The 25,506-nt window shown below is 49.0% G+C and carries 25 protein-coding genes; 15 read left to right on the top strand and 10 right to left on the bottom strand.

The window, feature by feature from the left end; genetic code table 11:
- The first annotated feature begins 92 nt into the window (after positions 1-92).
- Both der and pth read left to right on the top strand, forming a co-directional pair.
- The gene (gene der, locus VF575_00680) at positions 93-1,544 is read left to right on the top strand and encodes a ribosome biogenesis GTPase Der (GenBank protein ID HEX8182099.1); all 1,452 of its coding nucleotides are present in this window, start codon (positions 93-95) and stop codon (positions 1,542-1,544) included.
- 70 nt (positions 1,545-1,614) lie between these two features.
- Positions 1,615-2,256, top strand: a complete 642-nt coding sequence (gene pth / locus VF575_00675; GenBank protein ID HEX8182098.1) for an aminoacyl-tRNA hydrolase — start codon at positions 1,615-1,617, stop codon at positions 2,254-2,256.
- Between the two features lie 15 nt (positions 2,257-2,271).
- Here pth and VF575_00670 read toward each other — a convergent pair whose 3' ends face one another.
- Positions 2,272-2,550 carry a hypothetical protein gene (locus VF575_00670; GenBank protein ID HEX8182097.1) on the bottom strand — a complete coding sequence of 93 codons (279 nt, stop codon included), beginning with the start codon at positions 2,548-2,550 and terminating at the stop codon, positions 2,272-2,274.
- 626 nt (positions 2,551-3,176) lie between these two features.
- On the opposite strand from VF575_00670, the gene dprA reads away from it, so the two are divergent.
- Both dprA and VF575_00660 read left to right on the top strand, forming a co-directional pair.
- Entirely contained in the window at positions 3,177-4,064 is an 888-nt protein-coding gene (gene dprA / locus VF575_00665; protein ID HEX8182096.1) for a DNA-processing protein DprA, read from the top strand.
- 91 nt (positions 4,065-4,155) lie between these two features.
- Positions 4,156-4,362, top strand: coding sequence for a hypothetical protein (locus tag VF575_00660; protein HEX8182095.1), 207 nt, complete (start codon positions 4,156-4,158; stop codon positions 4,360-4,362).
- Between the two features lie 394 nt (positions 4,363-4,756).
- Here the strand turns inward: VF575_00660 and VF575_00655 are convergent, their stop codons facing one another.
- Entirely contained in the window at positions 4,757-4,984 is a 228-nt protein-coding gene (locus VF575_00655) for a hypothetical protein (protein ID HEX8182094.1), read from the bottom strand.
- 297 nt (positions 4,985-5,281) lie between these two features.
- Between VF575_00655 and topA the strand changes: the two genes are divergently transcribed.
- The 11 genes from topA to VF575_00600 all read left to right on the top strand — a co-directional run bounded on the left by topA (position 5,282) and on the right by VF575_00600 (position 16,090).
- Positions 5,282-7,627 (top strand): type I DNA topoisomerase, encoded by a 2,346-nt coding sequence (gene topA, locus VF575_00650; protein ID HEX8182093.1) that lies wholly within the window; start codon positions 5,282-5,284, stop codon positions 7,625-7,627.
- Between the two features lie 178 nt (positions 7,628-7,805).
- Entirely contained in the window at positions 7,806-8,657 is an 852-nt protein-coding gene (locus VF575_00645) for a hypothetical protein (GenBank protein HEX8182092.1), read from the top strand.
- 290 nt (positions 8,658-8,947) lie between these two features.
- Positions 8,948-9,988 (top strand): sigma factor-like helix-turn-helix DNA-binding protein, encoded by a 1,041-nt coding sequence (locus VF575_00640; GenBank protein ID HEX8182091.1) that lies wholly within the window; start codon positions 8,948-8,950, stop codon positions 9,986-9,988.
- Positions 9,989-9,997: 9 nt separating this feature from the next.
- On the top strand, positions 9,998-10,609 hold the full coding sequence (locus tag VF575_00635; protein ID HEX8182090.1) for a phosphoribosyltransferase: 612 nt from the start codon (positions 9,998-10,000) through the stop codon (positions 10,607-10,609).
- A gap of 408 nt (positions 10,610-11,017) precedes the next feature.
- The gene (locus VF575_00630; protein HEX8182089.1) at positions 11,018-11,194 is read left to right on the top strand and encodes a hypothetical protein; all 177 of its coding nucleotides are present in this window, start codon (positions 11,018-11,020) and stop codon (positions 11,192-11,194) included.
- A gap of 14 nt (positions 11,195-11,208) precedes the next feature.
- The gene (locus tag VF575_00625; protein ID HEX8182088.1) at positions 11,209-11,388 is read left to right on the top strand and encodes a hypothetical protein; all 180 of its coding nucleotides are present in this window, start codon (positions 11,209-11,211) and stop codon (positions 11,386-11,388) included.
- A 299-nt stretch (positions 11,389-11,687) separates the two neighbouring features.
- The gene (locus VF575_00620) at positions 11,688-11,906 is read left to right on the top strand and encodes a hypothetical protein (GenBank protein ID HEX8182087.1); all 219 of its coding nucleotides are present in this window, start codon (positions 11,688-11,690) and stop codon (positions 11,904-11,906) included.
- A 148-nt stretch (positions 11,907-12,054) separates the two neighbouring features.
- The gene (locus VF575_00615) at positions 12,055-12,843 is read left to right on the top strand and encodes a hypothetical protein (GenBank protein HEX8182086.1); all 789 of its coding nucleotides are present in this window, start codon (positions 12,055-12,057) and stop codon (positions 12,841-12,843) included.
- Between the two features lie 53 nt (positions 12,844-12,896).
- On the top strand, positions 12,897-13,901 hold the full coding sequence (locus VF575_00610) for a hypothetical protein (protein HEX8182085.1): 1,005 nt from the start codon (positions 12,897-12,899) through the stop codon (positions 13,899-13,901).
- Between the two features lie 371 nt (positions 13,902-14,272).
- The gene (locus VF575_00605) at positions 14,273-15,064 is read left to right on the top strand and encodes an ATP-binding protein (protein ID HEX8182084.1); all 792 of its coding nucleotides are present in this window, start codon (positions 14,273-14,275) and stop codon (positions 15,062-15,064) included.
- A 141-nt stretch (positions 15,065-15,205) separates the two neighbouring features.
- On the top strand, positions 15,206-16,090 hold the full coding sequence (locus VF575_00600) for a hypothetical protein (GenBank protein HEX8182083.1): 885 nt from the start codon (positions 15,206-15,208) through the stop codon (positions 16,088-16,090).
- A 14-nt stretch (positions 16,091-16,104) separates the two neighbouring features.
- Here VF575_00600 and VF575_00595 read toward each other — a convergent pair whose 3' ends face one another.
- The 8 genes from VF575_00595 to rsmH form a co-directional block, all read right to left on the bottom strand.
- Positions 16,105-16,341 carry a hypothetical protein gene (locus VF575_00595; GenBank protein HEX8182082.1) on the bottom strand — a complete coding sequence of 79 codons (237 nt, stop codon included), beginning with the start codon at positions 16,339-16,341 and terminating at the stop codon, positions 16,105-16,107.
- A gap of 829 nt (positions 16,342-17,170) precedes the next feature.
- Positions 17,171-18,118 (bottom strand): hypothetical protein, encoded by a 948-nt coding sequence (locus VF575_00590; protein HEX8182081.1) that lies wholly within the window; start codon positions 18,116-18,118, stop codon positions 17,171-17,173.
- Complete coding sequence (locus tag VF575_00585; protein HEX8182080.1) at positions 18,115-19,284, bottom strand: glycosyltransferase; 1,170 nt, start codon at positions 19,282-19,284, stop codon at positions 18,115-18,117. The genes VF575_00590 and VF575_00585 overlap by 4 nt, the downstream gene beginning before the upstream one ends.
- Complete coding sequence (locus VF575_00580) at positions 19,220-20,509, bottom strand: putative peptidoglycan glycosyltransferase FtsW (protein ID HEX8182079.1); 1,290 nt, start codon at positions 20,507-20,509, stop codon at positions 19,220-19,222. Before VF575_00580 ends, VF575_00585 begins: the two co-directional genes overlap by 65 nt.
- On the bottom strand, positions 20,510-21,550 hold the full coding sequence (gene mraY / locus VF575_00575; protein HEX8182078.1) for a phospho-N-acetylmuramoyl-pentapeptide-transferase: 1,041 nt from the start codon (positions 21,548-21,550) through the stop codon (positions 20,510-20,512). It abuts the gene before it with no gap.
- A gap of 169 nt (positions 21,551-21,719) precedes the next feature.
- A complete protein-coding gene (locus tag VF575_00570) occupies positions 21,720-23,465 on the bottom strand; it encodes a penicillin-binding protein 2 (GenBank protein ID HEX8182077.1) in 1,746 nt (581 codons plus the stop codon).
- A gap of 33 nt (positions 23,466-23,498) precedes the next feature.
- The gene (locus tag VF575_00565; protein ID HEX8182076.1) at positions 23,499-23,873 is read right to left on the bottom strand and encodes a hypothetical protein; all 375 of its coding nucleotides are present in this window, start codon (positions 23,871-23,873) and stop codon (positions 23,499-23,501) included.
- Positions 23,874-24,095: 222 nt separating this feature from the next.
- On the bottom strand, positions 24,096-25,025 hold the full coding sequence (rsmH, locus tag VF575_00560; GenBank protein HEX8182075.1) for a 16S rRNA (cytosine(1402)-N(4))-methyltransferase RsmH: 930 nt from the start codon (positions 25,023-25,025) through the stop codon (positions 24,096-24,098).
- Positions 25,026-25,506: the final 481 nt, after the last annotated feature.

Raw genomic sequence — 25,506 nt, 5'->3', positions numbered from 1 at the left:
ATTTTCCTCTGATAAGTGTTGATAGTAGTTGGCAAAACTTTAGCATAAAAATGCATTATGGTCAACGTCCCATATCTGTTATAATTTGAGTAATGAGCAAAAAATTACCCATTATCGCTATCGTCGGTCGCGCAAATGTTGGCAAGTCCAGCTTGTTCAATGCGATTCTGGAACGCAAAGAGGCGATTGTAGCCCGCGAAGCCGGTACGACCCGCGACAGCATCATGGCCAAGGCCGAATATATCCACCCTGACAACGACGTCAGCCAGTTTTGGCTCGTCGACACGGCCGGTATCAAAGACCCTGAGGACGACTTCGAATCAACGATTCAGGAGCAAATTGTCCAGGCCGCCGACAGCGCCGACATCATCTGGGTCGTCGTCGAAGCTGATGTCCTCATCACCGAGGAAGACCGCCGCGTCGCCAAGACTGCGCTCAAGAGCCGCAAACCGGTCTACCTCATCGTCAACAAAGTCGACAAGGCCAAACGAGCCAACGCCGACCTGACGACATTCATGAAGCTTGGTATCAAAGACATATTCCACACCAGCACTACTCAGAACCGCGGTATCGACGAGCTCCTTGCACACCTGGCCGGGATCATCCCGCAGATGAGCATCCGTGAGGACGACAATCGCCTGCGCATCTCGCTGATCGGCCGTCCGAATGTCGGTAAATCGAGCCTTTTCAACAGCCTTGCCAAAAAGCAGCAGGCCATCGTCGCCGATAAGGCCGGCACCACCCGCGACGTCAATCGCACCGTCGTGAAGTATCACGAACGTGAAATCGAAATCATGGACACGGCCGGTATCCGCCGTAATGGCAAGATAGAAGTCGGCATCGAAAAATTCAGCGTTGTCCGCGCCCTGGCGGCCATTGAGCAGTCAGATGTCTGCTTCGTCCTTATGGACGCCAACGAACTCAATGTCCAGCTCGACCAAAAGATTGCTGGTATGGTCAAGGAAGCAGGCAAGGGGCTCGTCCTAGTTGTCAGCAAATGGGATACAATGAAGCTTGAAACCAAGAATGAAGACGGCGAAGTCAGCCTCGAAACTGATCCGTTCGCCCGCGACCGCATTGCCGCCCAGCTAGCGCAAACTTATGATTTTATCCCCTGGGCACCACTGATGTTTACCAGTGCCGTCACTGGCCAAAATGTCACCAAGATGTTCGACCTAGCTGTCGAGATCGACGAACAACGCAAAAAGCGCATCCCGACGGTGCAGCTCAACAAATGGCTGCGCGAAATGGTCGACAAGCATCCGCCGGCCGGTCTCAAGAACCGCCTGCCGAAGCTCAACTACATGACCCAGGAAACCGACAATCCGACGCCAGCCTTCAAAATCTTCAGCAGCCACACCCGCTACATACACTGGAGTTACAAGCGCTACCTGGAGCGCAATCTCCGAGAGCGTTTTGGCTATGCCGGAACATCCGTACAATTATGGTTCATCGAAAAGCACGACACGCACAAACACGGCAACAGCCCGACACTTGCACCACGCAAGAACAACTCGCGCGCCGGCCTGCAGCGCCCAAGCTAAAATACTGTCTCATCAGAATAAAATCGGACTGAAGATTTCATAGTGTTAGATTTGCGTTATACTAAAGCGAATGGCATTATTCCAAAATCGTCCGCAGACCAGCAATCCTGTCAATTATGTGACCGTCGGCCTCAACAAGACTGTGCTCGTCGTGGGACTTGGCAATCCCGGCAAGGAGTACGATCAGACTCGGCACAACATCGGCTTTGCCTGCGTCGACGCCTTCGTGGAGGCAACGAGCGAGCTGTCGAGCTGGCTTCAGAAGAAAGACCTGAAATGCCTCGTATCGACTGGGCAGCTGGGTGATACCCGCGTCATTATCATCAAGCCGACAACCTTCATGAACCTCAGCGGCGAGGCCGTGCAGGCGGTTAGCAGCTTCTATAGAATCGAACTCGGCAAAATCGTTGTCGTACACGATGAACTCGATGTTGACTTCGGCCAGATCCGTATGCGCATCGGCGGCAGTGCGGCAGGCCACAACGGCATCAAATCCATCTCGCAGCATATGCGTGAAGATTATGGCCGCATCCGCATCGGCATCGGCCCAAAGCAGCCGGCCCAGATCGACAGTGCCGATTATGTACTGCAACGGTTCAACACTGACGAACTTGCTCAAATGCCACAATTAACTCGCGAGGTCAGTGCTGTACTGAGCGAACTGGTATATGGGGCGGAGTTGCAGGCTGAGACCAGAAGTTTTCTGATCTAAGGCTTATCAGCTTAGTTACACTTCAAGCCAAGCGTCGAGTATTTTCCTACCGATAGTTGCTTGATTGATGGCAGGGATGTGGATCATATGGCTCTCATCGCCGTGTGGGTTATTCTCGGGATAATAGCCATAGGCAGCATCGATTTCTGCTTGCAGTGTTTGAGCTCGACGCAACAGATCAATACCTAGAGTATTCGCGTCCGCTATAGGTATCTCATCCGGAATAAGGTCGGGCGCATGTCGTCGGTCCTGATCATCAAATTTTATTACGCCGTGTATTTTATCAATTTCCATAAACGCTATTTTACAAGTATTTGCCTGTATTCCAATACTTTTATCTGATGTACAACAAAAAAGGCCTACAAGAGGGGGTGGGCACCGCTTGTAGGCCTTTTTCGCAGGACAATCCGGTATGCCGGTGAGGGCAGTGGATTGTCCCACAGATACACCCTTCAACCCACCTTGAAGGCTCCCGCTTATGTAATCTCGCAAAAGTCACACAAGCGGCCCACTCAGAGGCTTTACCGTCATATCACCACAGCTCAAATAAAACGAGGGGGAATGCGGGGTTAAAGGGGTTAGTATGCTTTAGAGCGCTGATACCCGGAGGCATCAGACAAAGGACAAGTGGAGGGTAACAACTTGGGGCCATCGTCACGCTCTAATGCACTCTAACAAATTGTTAGAATTGGGGGTATAAGGTACGTAGGTCATCTTGCAAGATTATTGCAAGGACTTACAGATTGCTATTCTAGCAAACCGCTTGCCATTTGTCAATACTAAAATATATATTGGACTTTATGACAAGTTTTAGCATAAGCTAGTTTTTATGCTTATGCTCCTACTATTAACCTCGTATACTGTAGTAATATTTTCAAGTTTCGTTGACTAAATAAGTCTGGCAGATCATCGTAATAGCAATGATTACCAAAGCCGATTCCACCATTCCTGTCAACACGCTTACGCTTGCAGATTCAGCCTACGCGGCGGTCTTCGAGGGCATACTGCCAGCCGTCAAGACACTCTATGTCCGTAGCGATAATCTGCCCGATCTTCTCACGCGGCCAAGAGTGGCAATCGTCGGCAGCCGCAAGGTATCGCCGTATGGCCGGGCCGTCACTGCCCAATTCGCTGGAGACCTGGCTCGGCAGGGAATTGTGATTGTAAGCGGGCTGGCGTACGGCGTCGATGCCATTGCTCACCAGGCGGCTCTTGACGCCGGCGGCCTGACAATAGCCGTACTGCCGAGCTCAGTCGAAAAAGTCTATCCGGCGGCCCATACAGAGCTGGCTCGCCGTATTGTCGGGCAGGGCGGGGCGCTCATGAGCGAGTATCCAGCCGCTGCGTCGATTGCGTACAAAAATCAGTTTATCGAGCGCAATCGCATCGTTAGCGGTATGAGCAACGTATTACTGATCACTGAAGCCGCCATCAATAGCGGTACCATGCACACCGCCCGCTTTGCTCTTGAGCAGGGCAAGGACGTGCTCGCTATACCGGGCAACATCACCAGTGCGACGTCAGCCGGCACAAATAATCTCATTAAAGCCGGTGCAGCACCCGCTACCTCACCGGAAGACGTCCTGGCATTGCTTGGCCTGAAGCCACTGCATGTAGCCGCCAAATCCATTGGTGGCACTGCCCATGAACAATTGATACTGGATCTGCTGTCTAGCGACATATCTGATGGTGACCAGCTGCTGGCTGGAACCGCGCTGCCCATTGACCAGTTCAATCACGCCCTGACGATGCTCGAGCTGACTGGCAAGGTCAGGGCACTCGGTGCCAACAAATGGTCGTTAAATTAGCTATGTTCATTTTATTTACTCAATGTAAATTTAATGATACTATAACCGAGTTCTCCACAGGGGAGAAGTAGTACTGCAGTTGGGAAAACCGATGAGCCAGAACTTGATGATTACCCGGCTTGGGATTGCGGGTACCGCCGCCTTCGTCTTGATCGTCGTAGCTGGATCCATCCCGTTTGCGATGGAGAACAGGGACAAGACCAAGGTTCAGATCTCGATCGTCGAGACCTGCGCCAAGGCGGCCGACCCGGTCAAGTGCGGGCAGCAGCTCAGCGAAGCCATCAATAAGGTCAAGTAGCCTTCGGCTACGACCTGACGATTATGCTGCGAGCAGGAGAAGGGGCCGAGGTTTCGCACCGAAAATCGTATCGCATTCCAGCGATGCCACACCGGTGCGAAACCTCGCCCTATCCTGCACAATACTACTTAACCCTAGAGATATGCGCGTTCGTATACATTTCCGTGCGGCATTTGCCCCAATATGTATACAGCCCGCAATTAGTGCGAGACAGGCTTGCAGGCGTACGATACAAATCGAAGTTTAGATGTATAGCATCTGCCATACTCCTTCACGCCCTCGTCCACCTCAGCCAATCTCGCACTTTTTCCCATTTCGCATACACAATCCTTATTAAATACACATAAAAAGAGCTCCGGGAAGAGCTCTTTTTATGTGTATTTGTTGAGACGTACTAAGCTGCGTTGACTTCTGCAGCATTAGGAGCGAGTCTAGCAGTAGGGTCGAGAGTGAATACTGCTTGTACCTCCTGAGGGGTACCTACTTCTGCTGCGACAGCAGTGATACCAGCGTTTGCTGCTGCTTGCATCCGAGCCGTCTCTATTAATGCATTGTCTTGAGCTACAAAAAAGCCTTCAACTTTACGATCAATAATAGTTCCTGCTTTACCATTGAAAATCATTCTTTTCTCCTTTAAGGTAGGCGTCACTCAAAATAAAAAACCGCTCTCCGTTTCGTACAAACAGGTAGCGGCCTCATCTGGTGGGCGTCTTGCCTAACTAATATTACTTATATAGGTTTACTCTCGTTTGGGAAACGTGTCAAGCACTTTCATGTAAGAATTTTTACCACAAGGAGTTTATACATATGGATGACTTAATTTGGTATTTTCTGCAAGGTTCTGTATGCTAGGCATTTGTGCGCCAAAATACGGTTTGCGCTTAAGATTTACCATAAAACCCGTATACTGTAAGGACAAATGAGTAAAAACTTAGTTATCGTAGAGAGTCCGGCCAAAGCCAAAACTATCGAGAAATATCTCGGTAGTGATTTCAAAGTGCTCTCCAGCGTTGGTCATATCCGCAGCATTGCCAAGAAGGTTAAGGGCGGGGCTGCCCCGATCGACACCGCAGAAGGCTATAAGACTACTTACGAAGTCGATCCTGATAAGAAGAAAGTAATTACCGAGCTCAAAAAGGCCGTCAAAGACAGCAGCGACGTCTGGCTGGCAACTGATGAAGACCGCGAAGGCGAGGCGATAGCCTGGCACTTATGCGAAGTACTCAAGCTTGACCCCAAAAAAACCAAGCGCATCGTGTTCCACGAAATTACCAAGCCCGCCATCGAAGCCGCTATCAAAAGCCCGCGTACCGTCGACATGAACCTCGTGCAGGCACAGCAAGCCCGTCAGATCCTCGATAGGCTGGTAGGATTTGAATTATCTCCTGTCGTTTGGCAGAAAGTTCCTGGCGGCAAATCGGCCGGGCGGGTACAGTCGCCAGCAGTTCGTCTGCTGGTCGAGCGGGAGCGGGAAATCGATTCTTTCGAAGGCTCATTCTCGTTCAAAGTCGTTGCGCTGTTTAATGCCCACGGTCTGGATATGAAGGCCGAACTGCCGCAAAAGTTCAAAACCGAAGCAGAAGCCCAGGCATTCCTGGAGAGCTTAATTGGTTCTACTTGCACTGTTTCCGACGTCACAACCAGCCCGAGCACCCGTAATCCCGGTCCGCCGTTTACAACGTCCAGCTTGCAGCAGGAAGCCAACAGCCGGCTGAGCTTTGGCGCCAAAGCCACCATGAGCAGCGCCCAGAAGCTTTATCAAGAAGGTAAAATCACCTATATGCGTACTGATTCAGTCAACCTCAGTGGCCAGGCGATTGCGCAAATGGGCGATTATATCAGCAGCGAATTTGGCAAAGAGTATCACCAGGTACGCACCTTTAAGACCAAGTCTGCTAGTGCCCAGGAAGCCCACGAAGCTATCCGGCCGACTGATGTCCGTATCCAGCAGGGCAGCAGCAATGATTACGACCAGCGCCTCTACGACCTCATCCGCCGCCGCACGCTGGCCAGTCAGATGGCCCCGGCCAAGCTGGAGAAGACGACCGTTACAATTACGATATCCACCAGCCAGCACCACTTTGAAGCCAAAGGCGAAGTTATCATCTTCGACGGCTTCTTGAAGGTGTACGGCGGCAGCACTAAGGACGCCGACATACTACCGGCCGTCGCCAGTGGTGACACGCTTGAACTCCGCGAAGCCTCAGCGCGTCAGGTATTTGCCCGGCCGCCGGCCCGCTACAGCGAAGGTAGTTTGGTCAAAAAGCTCGAAGAGCTCGGTATTGGCCGGCCAAGTACCTATGCAACCATCATAAATACCGTGCAGGTACGCGGCTACGCCGCCAAGGGTGAGGGTGAGGGCACGCCGCGTGATGTCATCCAGTTGGCACTCCAAAACCCAACTGCTGCCGATGCAGCGGTAGAACGCGCTGTCGTACAGGAAAAAACCGGCTCCGACAGAGGTAAGCTAGTTCCGACTGCCAGTGGCCAGGTCGTCAGCGACTTCCTGACCAACCACTTTGAACAGGTCGTTGACTACAGCTTTACTGCTAATGTCGAGGAGGAATTTGACCAAATCGCCGATGGCAAGCTCCAGCGCAATAAGATGCTTGATGAATTTTATAAGCCATTTCACCAACTCATCACCGAATCCGGTGGTATCGACCGCTCGACGGTAGCCCAGGCCAGGGAAGTGGGTATCGACCCCAAGTCCGGCAAGCCGATCTTGGCCCGTTTTGGACGCTTCGGACCGATGCTACAGCTCGGTAACCCCGATAAAGACGATAAAGATCCCGCCAATAAGCCGTTGTTTGCACCGATGCCGACAGGCACTAAGATAGAGAATGTCACCTTGGAGCAGGCGCTGCAGATGTTCAAACTGCCTCGTACCGTCGGTACCACCGAGCTGGGTGAGCCGATCAAAGCCAATATTGGCCGCTTCGGGCCGTATATCCAGATAGGCAAGACGTTTGTATCCATCAAACCACTTGATCCGCACACCATTACCCTCGATGAAGCCCTCGAACTCTATTCGGAGAAGCAAAAGAAAGACGCCGAGAAGTACATCGCCGAATTCCCGGGCGGCATTCAGGTGTTAAATGGCCGTTATGGCCCCTATATTACTGACGGCAAAAAGAATGCCAAGATACCAAAGGACAAAGATCCTGCTAAACTGACCGAGATCGAAGTAAAAGATCTTTTGGCTGCCACACCCAACAAAAAGCCCGGCCGGTTCGGTGGCCGTCGCGCCGCAGCCAAGAAGTAAAAAATATTACCACGTGTTGCCCTAAACCCCTCTATTGTTGAACGGAGGGAGATTTTTTATAGCTAAGCGTAAGAACTATAGCTTTACAATATACTTGACTTATTTCATTGCTTATGGTATCTTAGGTTTAGCATCAAGGCAAAACGAAAGTGGCGCCAATAATGAATAGGGAGTAATTATGAGCTCAACACTTAAGACGAAACTTGCAGGATTTTCCGCAGTAGCAGTAATTGCCGCTAGTTTGATCGTACCTCACGTATCAGCAGCTGGTTTAAGAATTCAAACCGCACGCGACTGTGATGATAACGCAGTTATGTACTGTGGTGCAGATACAACCGCAGAGGTTAATGTTAAATTTGATAAAGACGCTAGTACGCGTGTCATTTATAGTCACTTCGGCATTAGCTCAAGTGCAATCGACAACATGGATACGACTGCCAAAGAAGGCCGCATTACTAAAGACGGTAACGTCTACGTTGGTACCAAGCTGGTTGCCAAGAATGCAGTCACTGCAGGTCGCCAGAACATCGCTGGCAGCACCCGTGTCGTTAGCAATAACGTTACGTTCTACACCCGTACTCCATCAGTATCGTTCCGTAGCAGCAGCTTGAGCGCCTTCGTCGTGCTCAACGCCAATGGCCAGTTCCAGTACGCTGTTATTGGTGCCTGTGGTAACCCAGTGAAGGCCACGAACGTTGTTCCGACACCCGCACCGAAACCAACACCAAAGCCAACTCCTACGCCGGTCCCAACGCCTACGCCAACACCTACTCCTACGCCTGTACCAACCCCGACTCCAACACCTACCCCAACTCCAACACCTGAAGTAGTAACGCCTGTTGTTACACCACCCGTAGAAGAGGAAGAAGTAGTTGTTCCAGTCGAGGAAGTAACACCAGTAGAAGAAGTTGAAGCTCCAACCGAACTGGTTGCAGCTGGTCCTGCTGGAATGATTGGTCTGTTCTCCGGCGTCTCAGTTGCAGCCGCAGCTGGACACGCCTGGTTCTCAAGCCGACGCCGCGATTCCTAAGTTTAGGTAAGCGACTGACCGCTCAACCATAAAAATACCCGCTCTATGCGGGTATTTTTATACATTAGACAGGGAAGCGTAGCAACAGGGGTGGCGCAGTTATGTTCCGTATCAAACCGGAAACTTGCATTTTATGCAGCATAGTTCATAGCTACAATTCTACAACATAAGATCTATACCTACGCCAAGATCGTGATACAATATGTTCAGACCAATAAGTATTTGACTCAAATATGCTTAGGTGTTATAGTTAACATAACGTTACTGTATTAACAGATAGGATAATAACGATGGCTTCAGAGACCACTCAGACCTCAATTCAGACCGAGGAGTGCATCAATGAAATTTTAGGCACGATTGACCGTGAACGTGAACGAGAAATCGTATCGCGCCGGTTTGGTCTTTTTGACCGCAAAGAAACCTTAGAGCAAATTGGGGAACTTCTTGGCATTACCCGCGAACGCGTCCGTCAGCTCGAAAAATCAGTTGTCAACCGCCTCAAGGCAGCAGCAGAGCAGGGAGCAGTCCCTCGTATCGTCGACATCCAGACGGAGTTCGTGCAGCACTTGCAGGGACTTGGCGAATTGGCCCGCGTCAGTACACTAACTGAGAAGGTCGGCAGCGACGTCTCCAAGCTACAGCAAGCCCGCGTCGCTTTCCTGGCACAGCTTTGTCCTGAACTCGTCGTTATTAACGAAGATGATAACTATCACCACGCCGTTGGCATCAAAGCCACCCGCGATACGATTGCCGTCAAAGAAGACGTCACCAAACTCATCGATGCCGTCAAGAAACTCGGCCAGCCCGCTGCAATTGCCGACATTGCCAAAGGTGCTAGCATACCAGACGTCGAGCAGGCTGCTTCACTCGCCAGCATCAGCAAACACCTGGCAACCCTCAACGGTCGCTGGGGCCTCGTCAAGTGGCCAATGGTCAATCCTAAGAACATCCGCGACAAGATCTTCGTCATCCTGAAAGAACATGGTAAGCACATGCACTTCAATGAGATCGCATCAGCCATCAAGGACAGCGAATTCAAGCGCAAAGACGTGACCACCCAGGCCATTCACAACGAGCTGATCAAGGACAAGCGCTTCGTCCTTATCGGTCGTGGTATCTATGCCCTCAAAGAATGGGGCTATGAAAAGGGCACCGTATCTGACATCATCTCGGAAGTCCTCAAGCAAGAAGGTGGCCCGCTGCACCGTGACGAAATCGTCAAACGGGTCCTCAAAAGCCGCTACGTCAAAGAGACAACCATTCTCCTGAATCTCCAAGGCAAAACCCAGTTCAAGCGCGTCGCCAAAGCTACGTACAGCCTGGCTGAGTAAAGATCTAGGATGACTCAGTTTCCGTTTGTCCCGTCGCATTTATCTAAAGAATATTACCCGGCCGTATCTGATCGAATGCTTAAACCTTTTGACTACGATGATGATACGATCGTAAACCCTGATGAGACTTTTACTTCGCAAATGCAGAATGCGTTAGAAGGCGGCACAGTCGATTGTTACGTTGTCACCGCCAACTCAGCCATTCCTGTTGCAGATACAGTTCGTGGTTTCTACGAAGAGATGGGCCAAACATCGCCGCCAATAGAGTTTGTTCGTGCTCATAGTCAGATGGCACTATATCCAAGGGACCCCTCTGTGCGTCGCGTATATGACGATGAAGTCGCTCGCTTATCTCACACGGTTGAAGGCATGAAGCGCGTATGTGTAATTGATCAGTATGTTTATACTGGCGGCACCATCAATTTAGCTACCAATATATTACGCGATGCGGGTGCGTCAGATGTCATGCAAATTAGAGGTGAGTGGTACCACAACGTCAAGCTAACCGAAATTACTTTAGAATCAGTCACATCAATACATAGTGAAGCAATGGTTAGCATAGGCCGCTTTGCTGCTCAAAATACACAACCTGATAATAACCGAACAATATACGAACAATGACAATATATATTTGAATTCGGGCATTTGTATACAAAACACGAACAAAGCTAACATCAGAGCAAATGTAGCCGATAATCAATGCGAGCTTGTATAGACAGCGAAGATTAATGCGGAAGCGTACGTAACAAACAGTGCAGTTATATGAAATTGTAATATTACAGTTTTTACAAGCTCGATTGGCAGTCGGGAAGCCGTATTGCTAACCCGCAAAAGGTATAGTGCATATGTCGTACAATGTATATTGCCTTAATGCAATAAAATTGTAAAACACCCCTGATTTTAAATTATAAAAATAATTAAACTATTTTGTCAAGTCTAGTAGAAATACTAGGCTATTTTTGTGGGTCAAAACAGGGTCGTTTTTGCAACGACTCTGAATAATTCATAACCGTGCCCGAAGGAGGGAATATGCAAAATATTGACACAGTAGTCGATGAATGTAGAATCGACAGCGCATTGTCACAGAAGACAGGCAAACCCTACAAAGTATTAGTTCTCAAGCTCAGCAATGGATACGAGGTAAAGGTATTCCCGCACCCCGCAGAAATGGCTGTGATTGATTCCCTCATCAAAGGCGCGAAATAACGGAGGATTCCAATATGTCACAAGCAGTACTCGGAGCATCAATTTTCCCAGCAGACACGGTAACAACCGTGACCACTGGCATCACCAGCGCAATCAGCGACAACATCGTAGTTGTTGTCGGATTAATAGCATTCACCGCAGGACTGAAATTTGTCATGCACCTGTTCCAGAAGCACGCTAAAGTTAGAGCCTAGCTTAGCGTCGCACTTTCCGGGAATGCCGGCCGATCGGCATTCCCACTCTGTTCAAGTTAATGCGAGAAATTTGAACATTGACTCGTGGTCCGGAAAAACGCAACGCTTCCACTCGTTTACGATTCCGGCTCGCGATTCAATCAAGCAAATAAGGAACACACCACATGTTCTCAGCACAATTTTTTCCACCCCAAGCAATCACAACGTACACAGACGCATTTATGACTCACCTAGTCGCAAATATACCAATAATCATAGCAGTCTTAGCATTCACCGCAGGCCTTGGACTAATAATTTCCATGTTCACTCGAAGTGCAAACATGGAACAATGGCAGATCGAAGGATATCGCTCATGGGATTCATGGGCCGACGATCGGGATGACAGATTAGAAGCAGCAGCCAGAGACACATCTGAATGGGTAGACAATTACCGATCAGGACAAGCTGCCGGACTCTCGCCAGAAGAAAGCGAAACATACGCTAACGGTAAAGAAAGGCACACTTATGGCAAACGCTGAGATAATCGCTATAATCATTGATTTAGTGAAAGAAATGATGGTATACATGCTACCTATCATCGCATTATTAGCAGGCATCAACTACATGGTCACATGGTTTATGGGTGTCGTATTTGGACACGGACGGAAAGCGTTTCGGGCCTGATGAATGTCAAAAAGAATCGGCCGTCTTTCCGCAGCCGTAGCTCTGATGCTCGTCGTGGCGCTAAGCGTACCATCGAACGCATCAGCCGACGCGCTACCAAACTACGCAAGTTGCACGGGATTAACTCTCCCCTCGGACTATATGGTCCGAGTATCGAATTTCATAGCAAGCAAATCCAACGCCGGACAACACATTGATTGGAGCAACCAGAATACCAAAGGTGTAATAACACGGCGATCTGCCGATGCTTATTACGTCATGTATGTCACCCAACCATCCTACAATTTGAACATCACTGACTCGGCCGGAGTAGCAAATATAGCAGTCCAAGCGATAGGAGTGTCATCATTCGGGTATCGTGTCCAAATAAATTCTGACGGTAGTATACCAACGACAGGGAACAACGCAACACAGTCGTTTTACCAGTTTTCAAACGCGGCTAACGGGTCGTCATCATTCGGAACTCACAACTGCATAACGGCACAAAAAGGTGCCGCAATTTCAAACACAAGTTTCAGCGTAACTAACACATGGCCATTTTACGCAAACCATTACTGGGCAGGGAATACAGTATCTAACGACCCCAACACACCAGCGCAAACAGGAACAAGCCACGTAATCGTAGATAACTACGACCAGTTTCCGACCGGCTCAGCCGGTACAGGTGGCATCAGTCCCGATGAAATCCGCACGATAGCCCATGATTACGCGACCAAAGGTGCCGCATTTTGTACAAGCATAGCACTCTGTTATTTCATCATTAAACAGTTCCGATGGAGGTCGATCGCATGAACACAATGTTAACAATCCAACTACTCGCTTGTATACCCGGAATACTTATCTGTATGCATCTATACCATAGGCGATCTGCCAAAAAGCCCTCAGCCAAGAAAATCCCAGTAACGTTTTTAGTTGCACTATTACTCGTCAGCCTAGCGCCTGCTCAAGCTCATGCATGGACTGGATATCCGGAAACGAACGTAGGACTACTCCCCCAGACCCAGTGGACGAAAGCTGCAGCCGATGCTATCCCTGGCTTTAATGCATCCGCGTCCAAATACGTTGTGTATACGGGAGGAACATTCCTATATAACCCGAGCCCAAATGATACTCCAGACCGACGACAACATATCCTCTGCATCAGCAGTACTGATATAACATTCTTAACTACTAACGGCCAAAGTGCTTTTAGATCCACGGCATCATTCAACTGCTACACAGTTTATTATCATTTGGAAGATGTCGAAAAAGTCTACATCACAACTTACGCCACAAACTCCGGCAGCACCAGTATATATCAGGGGTACTACACCCAAAACATCATGGATACGTTAGCCTATGCTGTAAACGTAAAGTTTGACAGCAGCTATCAGTCGACCAAAGGCGTTAATGATGTACCATCGACTGCTACTAAAGTCTGTTCTGCACTAGAGTTCAGCTGTTGGATGGGCGACCTTGGCGACAACATCACCGGCGCAGTTTCTGGCATGGCCCAAAACATACTAAAGGGCATAGCCTTTTTGTTCTCTCCTGACTCCGGACGTATTAGTGCCATATTCGATAATTTTCAACAGTTTATGAACCAAAAACTAGGCTTTTTGGTCTACCCGTTCGAATTTTTTGGCGGCTTCCTAGGCGCATTCACGTCCGGCAGCTCTTGGTGCTCCGAGTCATCTTGCAATAAAAATTTTGGAAACATTTTTGGCCAGCCCTTTACGATCAACCTCATACAAATGAAATCAACCATGCCAGCGCTATGGACTTACGCACTCCTATTCCTTCGGGGCATGTTGATATTAGCTCTCATTTACGGCATAAGACGGAAATATTTGGAGGTTATGACGCGATGACAAATTACATAGTAATTTTATGGCTAAGCTTAATGACTGGTTGGGCCTGCGGCAGTATTTGGTCTGATTATCGGAGGGTAAACCCGTGATAATTGAATCCATAATATCGGCATTACTATCAGTAATCCGAGCACCACTGTCGTTACTTCCTAACGTCCCTGCTACACCAAGCGCAGTTGTTAACGGCGGCCAATGGCTCATAGACCAAGTAACGAGTGTGATATCAGTACTAAATATGATATTCACTCCGGGCTTAATGAGTGCGGCTATGATAATGATAATCGCAATAATAAATTGGGAATGGATCTACCATGCGACACTATGGATAATCAAGAAAATACCAATGTTAAACGTAAAATAAGGGGTACAAAATGTCCGGATTTATTAATGTCATACGCAAAAATAGCCGTCCCTATCTTGAGTCTCTACGCGACGATATTGCTAATCGAAGAAACCCGCATTTCTTTTGGCCTACGGGGACGCAGGTATACGTGGGTAGGCAGGGCAGCGGAAAAACGGTATCGGCAGTAAAACACGTTCACGATATGAAATTACGTTATCCACGATCTATAATCGTCAGCAACGTAGATCTAAAGTATTTCAAACGGCGTCCTTTTACCGATAAAGCTGGCTTGGCCGCAATATTGACAAATATTGACCCTGTATCAGAGTACGTTTTTTTCGAGGACATGGAACAACTCGGCATTGCTCTGACAGGAGTAAATAACGAGTTTTACGGCGTAATATACCTCATCGACGAAATACACACGTATTTCAACGCATTAGAGTCCAAAAACATTCCGATGTTCGTATTTACTGAGATTTCTCAACAGAGAAAACAACGCAAAGTCATTATTGGCTCGTCCCAGCTTTTCATGCGAATGGCCAAACCGTTCCGTGAACAAGCCGATAACATGATTATCTGTAACACGATCTTCGGCATTTTGACCATTCAAAAGGCTTTCGATGGCATGTCACTATCACAGGATTATGATGGTGGCATTTCCGGCCACGTTAGAAAAACTGGCTGGTTTTTCCATACACGCAAAATACGCAATAGTTTTGATACGTATCAAAAAGTAGTCAGTGGTGCCGAACAATACGACACCATGCAACAACCAATGCAATTAGTATCAAAAGGCAGGAAAGTACAAGTCAAATAGCGCCGGTAGGCAATCAAGCGGCAGTGCCGCGATTGCCCCGGCCTAGTCTGGCCGAAGTGTACCTCAACTTGATATTAGGTACACTTTATACCCCATTATTAATGGTGGTACAAAGTTATCCATCCCCAAATTGGAGTTAAAATGAATCCCACCCACGAGTTTGAAACCTATCAAACTGTTCATAGTTATGCTAAGATTTACCCAACATTTACTAAGTTATTTGTTTTCAACCATCCATCCCAAGTACGCATCAAGGGTTACGAAATCCGAGCAAAGAAAAAGGAGAAGGGCATTACTACAAACTTCACCGACCCAGTTACCTTAATCGACTCTCTACGACGTACCAAAACACGTCTAACTGATATTGCTGTAAGTAATGATTTCGACTTGTTTTGCACATTTACATTCGCTAAAGATCGCCAAAACGTCGATCATTTAAAAAAACAAATGTCCCGATGGTTGAATCATCAGCAAGAACGGGCAGGGAAGTTCTCATACTTGATTGTTCCAGAGTTCCATAAGGACGGTAAATCTATTCATTTCCATGCACTTTTTAAGGACTATCCCGGACAATTAACCGACACCGGCCACAAAACCAAGCGCGGACAAACAAGCTACGAAATAAAATCATATAAGCTAGGCTATAGCACTGCTGTAAAGATAGATGACATTGAAAAGGTAGGCAGTTACATAAAAAAGTACATAACCAAGGATATGCCCCAATTCAACGGAAAAAAGCGCTACTGGTGCTCACATGGCCTCCAGCGGCCTAAAAAAGTCATGAACCCCGTAGTATTTCCGTCAGACATGAAACATTTTACTACCGAGCACCAAATACCCAACATGAAAGTACATGTAGCATCTAAAAAAATCGACTTTGTTGGTGAAGTCGAAAATATCCAAACCAAAAACATGTACTCGAATGAGCAACCCGACATACCGCTTCTAAACTTCTTACGACGTCCAAATCAGCAGCCAACCAAACCCACAAAGCCATACCAAGACCAACGACGTTTAGATATCTAAACAAAAAACGAACACTATAGATCATAATGCTTGCTCAGCCTCCTAGTAATCCGAGCACCAATCGGCTCACGTCCAACACCAAATCTACGCCTTAGCATAACAATGTCGGCATGACCAATTATAATTTTTCCCCGCTCACCACATGAACTACAGGTGTGATAACCACCAAAAAAGGCAACGCGACCACCATCGTTTAAAACAGCACCTAAACGGCTTTTACGACCTCTGTAGTTAATTTTTTTGACATTCATTAAAACTCCTTAATTAATAACTATTCCATAGTTATAGCACATTAAGCTTATGTATTTTTGCGTAGGGACGCAGAAAACTATTGACATGGTTACGCTTAACATATACATTGTGTCTAGTTCGTTAAAAATTTAACACACTAGACAAAAGGGGAACGTAAAGCACCCCATTCAAAATAGTTACCATATGTCGCACAATGTATATTTTACGACGTGATACAATGTATTATAGGTGTTAATGTGTACCACTTTCATATATCGATGTAGGGGATGTTTCCGTCATTAGTTATGTTTATAAACAATTTGTATGTAAACTTTCTTTTATAAATGCTCTATGCGTATTATCTATAGCTGCATGTGTACGTATGCTGCGTTGTATTCACGCATAGCAGATTTGACCCAATATTGTCTTAACTAGTCGTATTCCTAGATATGTCGAGCTCTAGCGTTTACTATTTGCATTTCACGCTATTTGTTTCACGGCTATAAGTTTTCCACAGTTTACAGCAAATATTTGTATTTTTGACAAAATGTTATTTTATGTCACTCCCCTACTTTTCTCATCGATATGTTGGTAGTTTTTGACATTTTATATGTATTGTATGTTTATATGTTTTTTTGATCTACGATTATATTCTTGAACAAAATACGAACAATGAGGGCAGAGCGGGATAGGAGCCCTGCTCTTTTATACTTCAATCTAATGTAGCGATATGTTCATAGACGGCTTTATCTGAGCATACAGGCGGATTGAAAGCGGAGAGTGGCGGCAATGTGCGTCGTGCTAGTCGCATCGCAGTACGAGCCTCCGCCCTGCCTTGTAAGAGTAGCGTTATTTGTAATATGCCCGCTCAGGAACCCGTACGTCAATATATTGCCCAGGGGTGACCTTATCTGTTGTCAGCCGCTGTCTGGTGGCGAGATACGTGCCGGCTTGCTGCAAGGGGTCATTCTGTAGATTGAACTTCACGTAATACGGCGTTTCGGCGATATAGACATCAAGCTCGTAGGCGGCTGGCGGCAATACCAGTGACGTAACTGATACATCTTCAGCATCCAAAGCGGCCAGTATTGTCTGGGCAAACAGCACGGTCGTACTGGGAAGCGCTCGGCTCCCAAGCTTTACATCTATACCGGTTTTATCCTCGATTGTCGGCAGGCGTAATTGCTCGATATTGGCAATCTGGCTGGTCGTCGCCAAAGCCCGTCCAGTTGTATCAAGCAGAAAAGCATTGCTACTGGTGGTGGTGAGTATAAACGAAGGTCGATACGGTTCTATATATATCTGCGGCTCATGGCCGACAATCGGCAGCGTAACCGATACGTTTTTGATTTCTGGAAACCTATTGAGTAGCTCCAGGCGAACGCTGCTGGAATTGATTGTCAGCTTGTTGCGGTTAAATATTGACTGCCCCAGGGTCTGCTGAACTGACTGCTGGTAGATGTTGGCGTCCTGCAAAAAGTAGGCCGTCGCCGCGTCTTCCATCAGTATAACCTTCGATCGGCCGCTCAGCGACAGTGCATAGGCCAGAGCAAGAACAATCAAGCAAAGCACAACGAGGGATAGGCTGCGGTGACGCGCAAATAGTGATGTATCCTGCTGGCTGCGACGTTCGGATACCATATCGGTCGGGTCACGGCGGCCAGTATTGCCGGCTTCGGGCGAACGCTGCGAATAATACGAAAAAGCTTGGTTGGACCGGCGCGCGGCGTCATCATCCGCTGTACGTGGTCGGCGGCCTTGTGGTTCGACTGATTGTTTCCCACCAAATAATTTCATGCTGGTGTTTTGGATTTTTCAATTAATAGCCGTGCTAAGCGCCGGGCTGCATCAGGCCGGGCAAAAGCCGTGAAGCTTTGACCAATCGCTGCAGCCTTACCCGGATTGTCGAGCAGGTCTGACACGACGCTGGCAAGGCGTAATTCTTGCTGAATTTGCTCCTCAGTCATTTCGACGATTGCCCCAGCATCCCGGAGCGTGGCAGTGTTCTTCAGCTGATGACCGCCAGTCAAGAGCGGGTTTGGTACGACAATGCACGGTTTAGCTTGGACCGCCAGTTCAGCCAGATTCGTGGCGCCACCACGGGCAATGACGACATCCGCTGCCCCGGTGTAGCGGTACATGTCGGACACGAAACCTTTGACCATAACCCGGCTGAGTGCTTCTGGTTGCAAGATTGCACTGTACGAAGACTTGACGGCCGTTTCGTGGCTCCGCCCTGTCAAATGCACGATCGCCAAGCCGCTATGCCGGTCCAGAAGTTCTGAAGCATTGGCAATAACTGCATCGTTCAACCGCTGAGCGCCCAGGCCACCACCGGTTACGAGTAGAAGACTGGTGTAGTCGCTCAGCTGCAATTCTCTTTTGTACTGCTGCTGCAGGCTGCGGGTGACCAGCTGGTACTCTGGACTGATCGGTACGCCAACGGTGAGCGTTGTATCGATTGGATAGGGATAGAGTTCTTCCGGCAGCGCCACAGCATGTACTGCCGCCCAGCGGGCGATCAGCCGGTTAGTCAGACTAGGGATGGCATCCGAGTCATGCGTGACATATGGTATGCGCCGCAGAGCGCCAGCCAAACAGACCGGCACGCTGACGTAACTGCCACGGGTAAATATAATACTCGGTTTGAGCCGTCCTAGCAGCCAAAAGCTTTGCCAGATACCCATGAGCATCTGAAAGCCATCACGTATATTGAGGTACATGGTTCGTAGGTCGAGCAGCTGGCGCAGGCCCTCGCCGTTATAGCGGCGCAGTTTACCAGCACGCACCGCCACCATTTCGTCGATATTGGTATCTGCCGCTACGACATCATCCAGTCCATCGCCGATTTGGCCGATATAGACGATACGGACATCAGGCCGGATGCGTTTGAGTTCTTTAGCGACTGCCAGGATTGGGGTGATATGCCCCCCGCTGCCGCCGCCGGTCACGACTATCGTCATGGCGCCTCCCTCTATTATTATCTTCGTATGTTCCGGTATTCTGTGAAACTAGCGGTGCACGAAGCGCCGTATAGTACGAAATCTGAAATACTAAGCCGACTGCTGCTGCCGCGAATACGACACTGGTACCACCGTAGCTGATGAACGGTAGCGTTATACCCTTCAGTGGCAGCAAGCCGATCATAGCACCGATATTTATAACCGCCTGAATGCTCAGCCAGGCCAGTACACCAACCACGATGAGCCGGCTAAAGACATCCGGTGCACGTTCGGCAATCGTTCTCAGCCGGCTAAAAAACGCCGCCATAACAGCTAACAGTACCGTTACACCGATAAAACCAAATTTTTCGGCATAAATTGCAAAGATTGAATCGTTGGCTGCTTCAGGTAAATAGCCATACGCCTGAACGCTCCGCCCAAGGCCAAGACCAACCATACCACCCGATCCGACAGCGATGAGCGCCTGGCACGCCTGGTAGCCTGCGGCCTGCTCGCAGCCTTGATCAGGATGCAAAAATGATGCTACCCGTGCCCGGCGATAATCGGACGGCAGCACCACCAGTACTGCACCGATGGCTAATATGCCGACACCGAGCAGCAGCCGCTTGAGTGACATTCCAGCGACAAATGCCATCGTCGTCAGCATAGCGAGTATGACAGCCGTCGATCCAAGGTCACTCTGGGCGTGCAGCTGACTAGGACCAGCTACAGTAAGACCGAGTACCACCGAGGCGATGAGTAACGGCCGGATAGTTTGCTGCCAATCGTTGAGCAGTCCCGTCCGGGCGCGCTCTGCCAAGAACCCGGCAGCAGCCACCAGTATGGCGAATTTCAGCAGCTCGACTGATTGAAACGAAAATCCGCCAATCCGCACCCAGCGGTGCGCCGGATAGAGCGGGTCAAGCGGCGTGATCAAGGCTATAAAGGTTGCGATAGCGGCCACGATCAACAATGGTTTGTATAGTCCTCTAATAACATGCAGCGGCGTTTTAGCCATCACGACAAAGGCGACGGCACTCAGCCCGATTGCGACTAATTGCTTTGTGACATAATGCGTTTGGCTGGTACCAGCGGCTTCGCTCAGTGCCGGACTAATGGCATACACCACGATAAGGCCAATGACCAGCATCATCAGACACAAAATGACCAGCCAGTAATCGGGACGGTGCTTTCGTCCAATGTCGGAGGGTTCGGCAGCACGAGCCAGCCGGCCATACTCCCCCATCTAGTAGTATCTCCCGATAAAGAACAGCATCAGACCAACGACACTGGCCACCTGCCCCAAAATCCAAAAACGCATGGTGACCTTGGTCTCCGGCCAGCCGATCGCCTCGAAGTGATGGTGTAGCGGCGTCGACAAAAACACCTTCTTACCATGACGCAGCTTACGGGACAGACGGTTGATGATAACCGATCCTGTTTCCATGACATAGACGGCGCCGATGATCGGCAAAACGTATACTGTATCCGTCTGCATTACCACAATACCGAGCGCCGTACCGAGCGCGAAAGCACCGACATCTCCCATAAAAAACCGGGCTGGAAATATATTAAACCAAGTATAACTGAGCAACGCACCGACGACAGTCAGACAGAAGGCAGCCAGCGAATATTTACCCTGAGCAGCCGCAATAACTGCGTAGGTCGCGAACGACGTTACCAGCAGACCGCCAGCCAAACCGTCCAAACCGTCGGTTATATTGACTGAGTTGGCGGTCGCAATGACAATAAACCAAAACAGCACGATGACAAAGCCGCCGATATAAACCTGCTCAAAACCGGGTATGTAAATTTGCGTGACGTCGAGTTTGTCAAAAAACCACCAGCCGGCCGCCAGAGCGATAGCACTTTGCAAACTGAATTTTACAATTGCCCGCATACCAGCAATCGATGAGTTGCCACGGATATTCATGATGTCATCGACCAGGCCGACAGCACCCGACGCCAGCATACCGGCCAGCGGCAACCAGGTCTCGCCACGGCTCAGATTACCCATAAGCGTCGTAATGGTGATGGCGACGACAAATATCAGTCCCGCCATCGTCGGGATATTACGCAGGTGTTTGGCAGCGTGCAGCTTGGTGTAGACAGCGGACGACTCACCCGACCAGGCGACCGTGCGTGCCTTTTTCCACCATTCATACTTATAGGCTGCTGTCGTATATATCGGCGTGATCAGCATACTCAGCACGAACGCGATAAATCCATACGTAAAAATATGGATAATTGTGCTCAATGGGACAACGAGTTCGAGTGTTTGTGTCATGGTGAAACTTCTCCGCTTATTATACTATACGCGGAATGTTTGATGGTTTATTATTCCAATTTTGTGGGTAGCTATCGCTACGTGCCAGCCGGCTGCTCATGCAAGGCGGCTGCACGTAGAGCGCAGTCAAAATATTGTAAAGAGAGCCGTCCTTATTTTAGTCCTGGCCTCAGTTTTTCGCCGTCACATACGAATTGTTTATCAGCATGTGCCCAAGCTTCACAAATACCGGTTGAGCTGCGGCCGAGCCGGCGTATCCCGTAATCTTCGGTTTGTTCATAAACACCGCTATCACATATTCCGGCTGGTCGCCGCCCACAAACCCCAGGTAGGTACCATTGAAGTCATTATCAAGATACTTCCCGTCCTTTTCGATCTGGGCCGTACCCGTCTTGCCGCCGACGATATAACGCGATTGGTCAAACGCCGGGGTAACATTGTGCTTGTCGATGACGTATTGCAGCAGCGGTATGATTTCTTTGCTGACTTTGCCAGACACGACGTTTTGACGCACCACTTTCGGAGCGGATTCTATCAAATGCGGCTGGTAGTAGGTACCGCCATTGACGACAGCGCTCATAGCCGCAGCCATCTGGATCGGTGTCGCCGTCATAGCCTGACCGAAAGCAGTGTTCGCATACGTTAGGTTGATGCCCGCACCATTGTCCTTTGGTCCCGGTACGAATCCTGGCGACTCGTAGCCTTGCTCGATGCCAGTTGTTTTACCAAACAGGAAGTGATTGACCATATAATTGTGCCATGTCGTACGCGCCTTTTGGTTGATAGTGCCGCCGCCCATCTGCATAAGTTCCCAGGTCACGCCGGTATTCAGCGACAGGTTCAGTATGTCTGCAACCGACCTGACACCAGGGCCGCCATCTTCCTCGATATTCGTAATATTGAATTCATCGATTTTCCATTTTGCTGGATCGTAATACGTCGTCGTCGGTTTGATGACACCAGTATCCAGGGCGGCGGCCGTCGTCAGTGTCTTCATGATCGATCCGACTTCAATGGAATGCGTCACGGCACCGTTATTGAAGCGGGCGCCGTCCTCGACTTCATAATACTTTGCCGGATCGTAAGTCGGCACATTAGCCATCGCCTTAACGGCACCAGTGCGCGGATCCATGATGACAGCGTGAGCCGATTCAGCCCTGGTCCGTGTGACACCGTCGGCCAGGATCATCTCGAGCTGCTTTTGCATCGGCAGGTCAAGCGTCAGCGTAATGTCTTTGCCGGGAACGGCAGGCTTGAGCGTGTTTCCAGAGCTCGCCGCCAGCGGTACACCATGGACGTCGGTAATTGCTTTCAGCTCGCCCTTTTGGCCTTTGAGCCGACTATCAAGCGCCTGCTCAACGCCATATGTTCCCTTGCCCTCATCATTGACGAAACCAAGCACCTGGGCTGCCAGTAAACCTTGCGGATAAGTTCGGTATTCCTGGACCTGGGTACCTATACCAGGAGATTTTAAGGCTGTAATTTTCTTTTTCTGGTCTTCGGTTACCTTTTTGGCAAGAATGGCATAGCGACTGTCTTTGCGGCTCATCAGCTGTTTGTAAGCAGCAGTGTCACCACCGGTAATACCCGCAACTGCCCGTGCAGTCCGATCAGCATCTTTGATAAACACCGGATCGGCATACAACACATATAGTTTTTGATTGAGTACGATGGGCAGGGTTTGCCCGGTTGTGCCGTTTTGCACCAATATCCTGCCCCGGGAAGCTGGAATCTCATACTGCTTGAGTTGGTCGCTCAGTGCCGAATCTTTGTAATAATCGTAGCGGATAATCTGAATATAAAATAATCTGATCAAAAATATAGCCAGAACTACCAATAAAACCGCATACCAAATACGGATGCGCACGATAGGCTGAGCGCCAGGACGAGGATTGTCATTGACTTGAGAAAACATAAGCTCAGTATATATTATACAGATATTTCGTGATTACTGGCGAACTGTACCAGACGGAGATACCGGAACCATGGCAGTTGCCTGTGGGCTTGCCTGCACGCGGTCGAGCGACTGCATCTGTGCCGAAGCCAGTACCAGGTCTTCATTTTCCTGTTTCAGCTGTGATTGCTGCGTTTGCAATTTGTCGATTTGGTAGCCATACGCATCTGTTTTCGTGACCTGTGTCAGATATAATAAACCGAGCAAGCAGGCCAGTACGATAATAATAACAGTGTTGCTGATCGGTCCAAGCCGGGTGCTGGTGCGACGAAAATCAACCGCATTTTGACCTCGACTGGCGAATCTTTGACCCTGTGGAGTCCGCTGCGTCATAGCGCGAGACATAGCAATAGAACTAGAGTACGTCATATGCGCTCCTTTTATTTTAGTGTGTTTGTATATGGGCTTGATACATGATCAAGCCTGTGTGAAGAATAAATGTTCCGAGCTATGTACTAGCTAGAGATGTGGAAAGAGGGCAACAATACGTTGCCCTTCTCCGGTCATTGCAGTACTAGACTACTTTGACGTGAACTTTGTAAGCACGTGATGAGCTTTTGATTTGTATAGGCATGATAGCCTCCTTTTATTTTATTTGTTTATTTTCACTGCGGCTCGCAGCTTAGCGCTACGGGACCGCGGATTGTGAACTAATTCAGTGTGACTCGCGGTAATTGGTCGCTTGGTAAGCAGTCTGAGGTCCGAGTCATATCTATCTTTGCCGCTTCGTTCGGCTAATAGATTCTTTACCAGCCTGTCTTCGAGGCTCTGAAAAGATACTATAGCGATTCGTCCGCCTGGCTTCAGTAAATTAATCCACAGCGGCAAGGCTTTTTCGATTAATCCGAGTTCGTCGTTGACGGCGATACGGATTGCCTGAAATGTCCTGGTCGCAGGATGCACTTTACTATGTCCGGGCCATACCCTGGCTACGACGCTGGCAAGCTGCGCGGTACTGCGTACCGGCCTGGCTGCGAGTATCGCTCGGGCGACTGCCCTGGCCTTTGGTTCTTCGCCGTAATTGTCCAGTATGTCGATCAGTTGCGCTTCGGAATAGCCGTTGACGATAGTGTCAGCCGACAGTTCCTGGTCTTGATCCATCCGCATATCCAGCGGACCATCCTGGGCGAGCGAAAAGCCGCGTGCCGCCTGGTTGAGGTGCGGTGATGATACCCCGAGATCTGCCAAAATACAGTCAAAGTGCCTGCCCTGGTCGACGAGCTGCTGCGAAGCAGCTGCAAAATCGTTTTGGACAATTACTTCACCGTGATTGAAGCGTTTCTGGAGTTCCGCCACGGCATTACCGTCGCGGTCCACTAGCACTGCTCCGCTCGGATTCTGCGTGCGTTCAAGCACCTGCGCCGCGTGTCCGCCGTATCCAGCCGTCAGGTCGAGGTATGATTCCCCAGACTGCGGATCTAGATAGTGCATGACTTGCGTTACAAGCACCGGGATGTGCAATGCATCATCTGGCGTATCGGCTTGTGTTGTGGTCATCGTACTACTTTCTCTACTCGTCATAAGCTAGCTATTATACTGGCTGATGGACGAAACAGAAAAGCATCTTGTTATATTGTTAATTTTTTTGGTTTTGGTGATTTTTGTTTTAAAACCTGCTGGCATTATACCAGTAGATTGCTAGGTCACCTATTCGATAGCCAACTTTTTGTTTTTTTTGGAGGAACGTTTTTGTTTTTGGTTGATCATTTGTTTGCATGTCCCGAAGCGTATCTCATAGATTTGGAGTAATCCATGAGACTTCTGGACGAACAAATGATCGATGTGGTTCTGTATTGCTACAGAACAAGTGAGAGACTTATGTGTGAGGTGGAGTTTTGGGAGGTGTTTTTGATGAATGTGCAAGGGTTTTTAGAGTGGTGCCCCAAGGTGCCACTTGTTGACTACCGAATAGCTGACCTGCAAATGTGTGTATTGAGACACCTACTATCGTAGGTTTCTCATCGCGCCGGATGCCGATATAAAATCGTCATGCGGGCTGCTC

This window comes from Candidatus Saccharimonadales bacterium (genome assembly GCA_036388415.1).
Lineage (GTDB): Bacteria > Patescibacteriota > Saccharimonadia > Saccharimonadales > UBA4665 > UBA4665.
The sequence above is the reverse complement of the archived record's forward strand: the minus strand, read 5'-3'. Positions and strand labels throughout refer to the sequence as shown.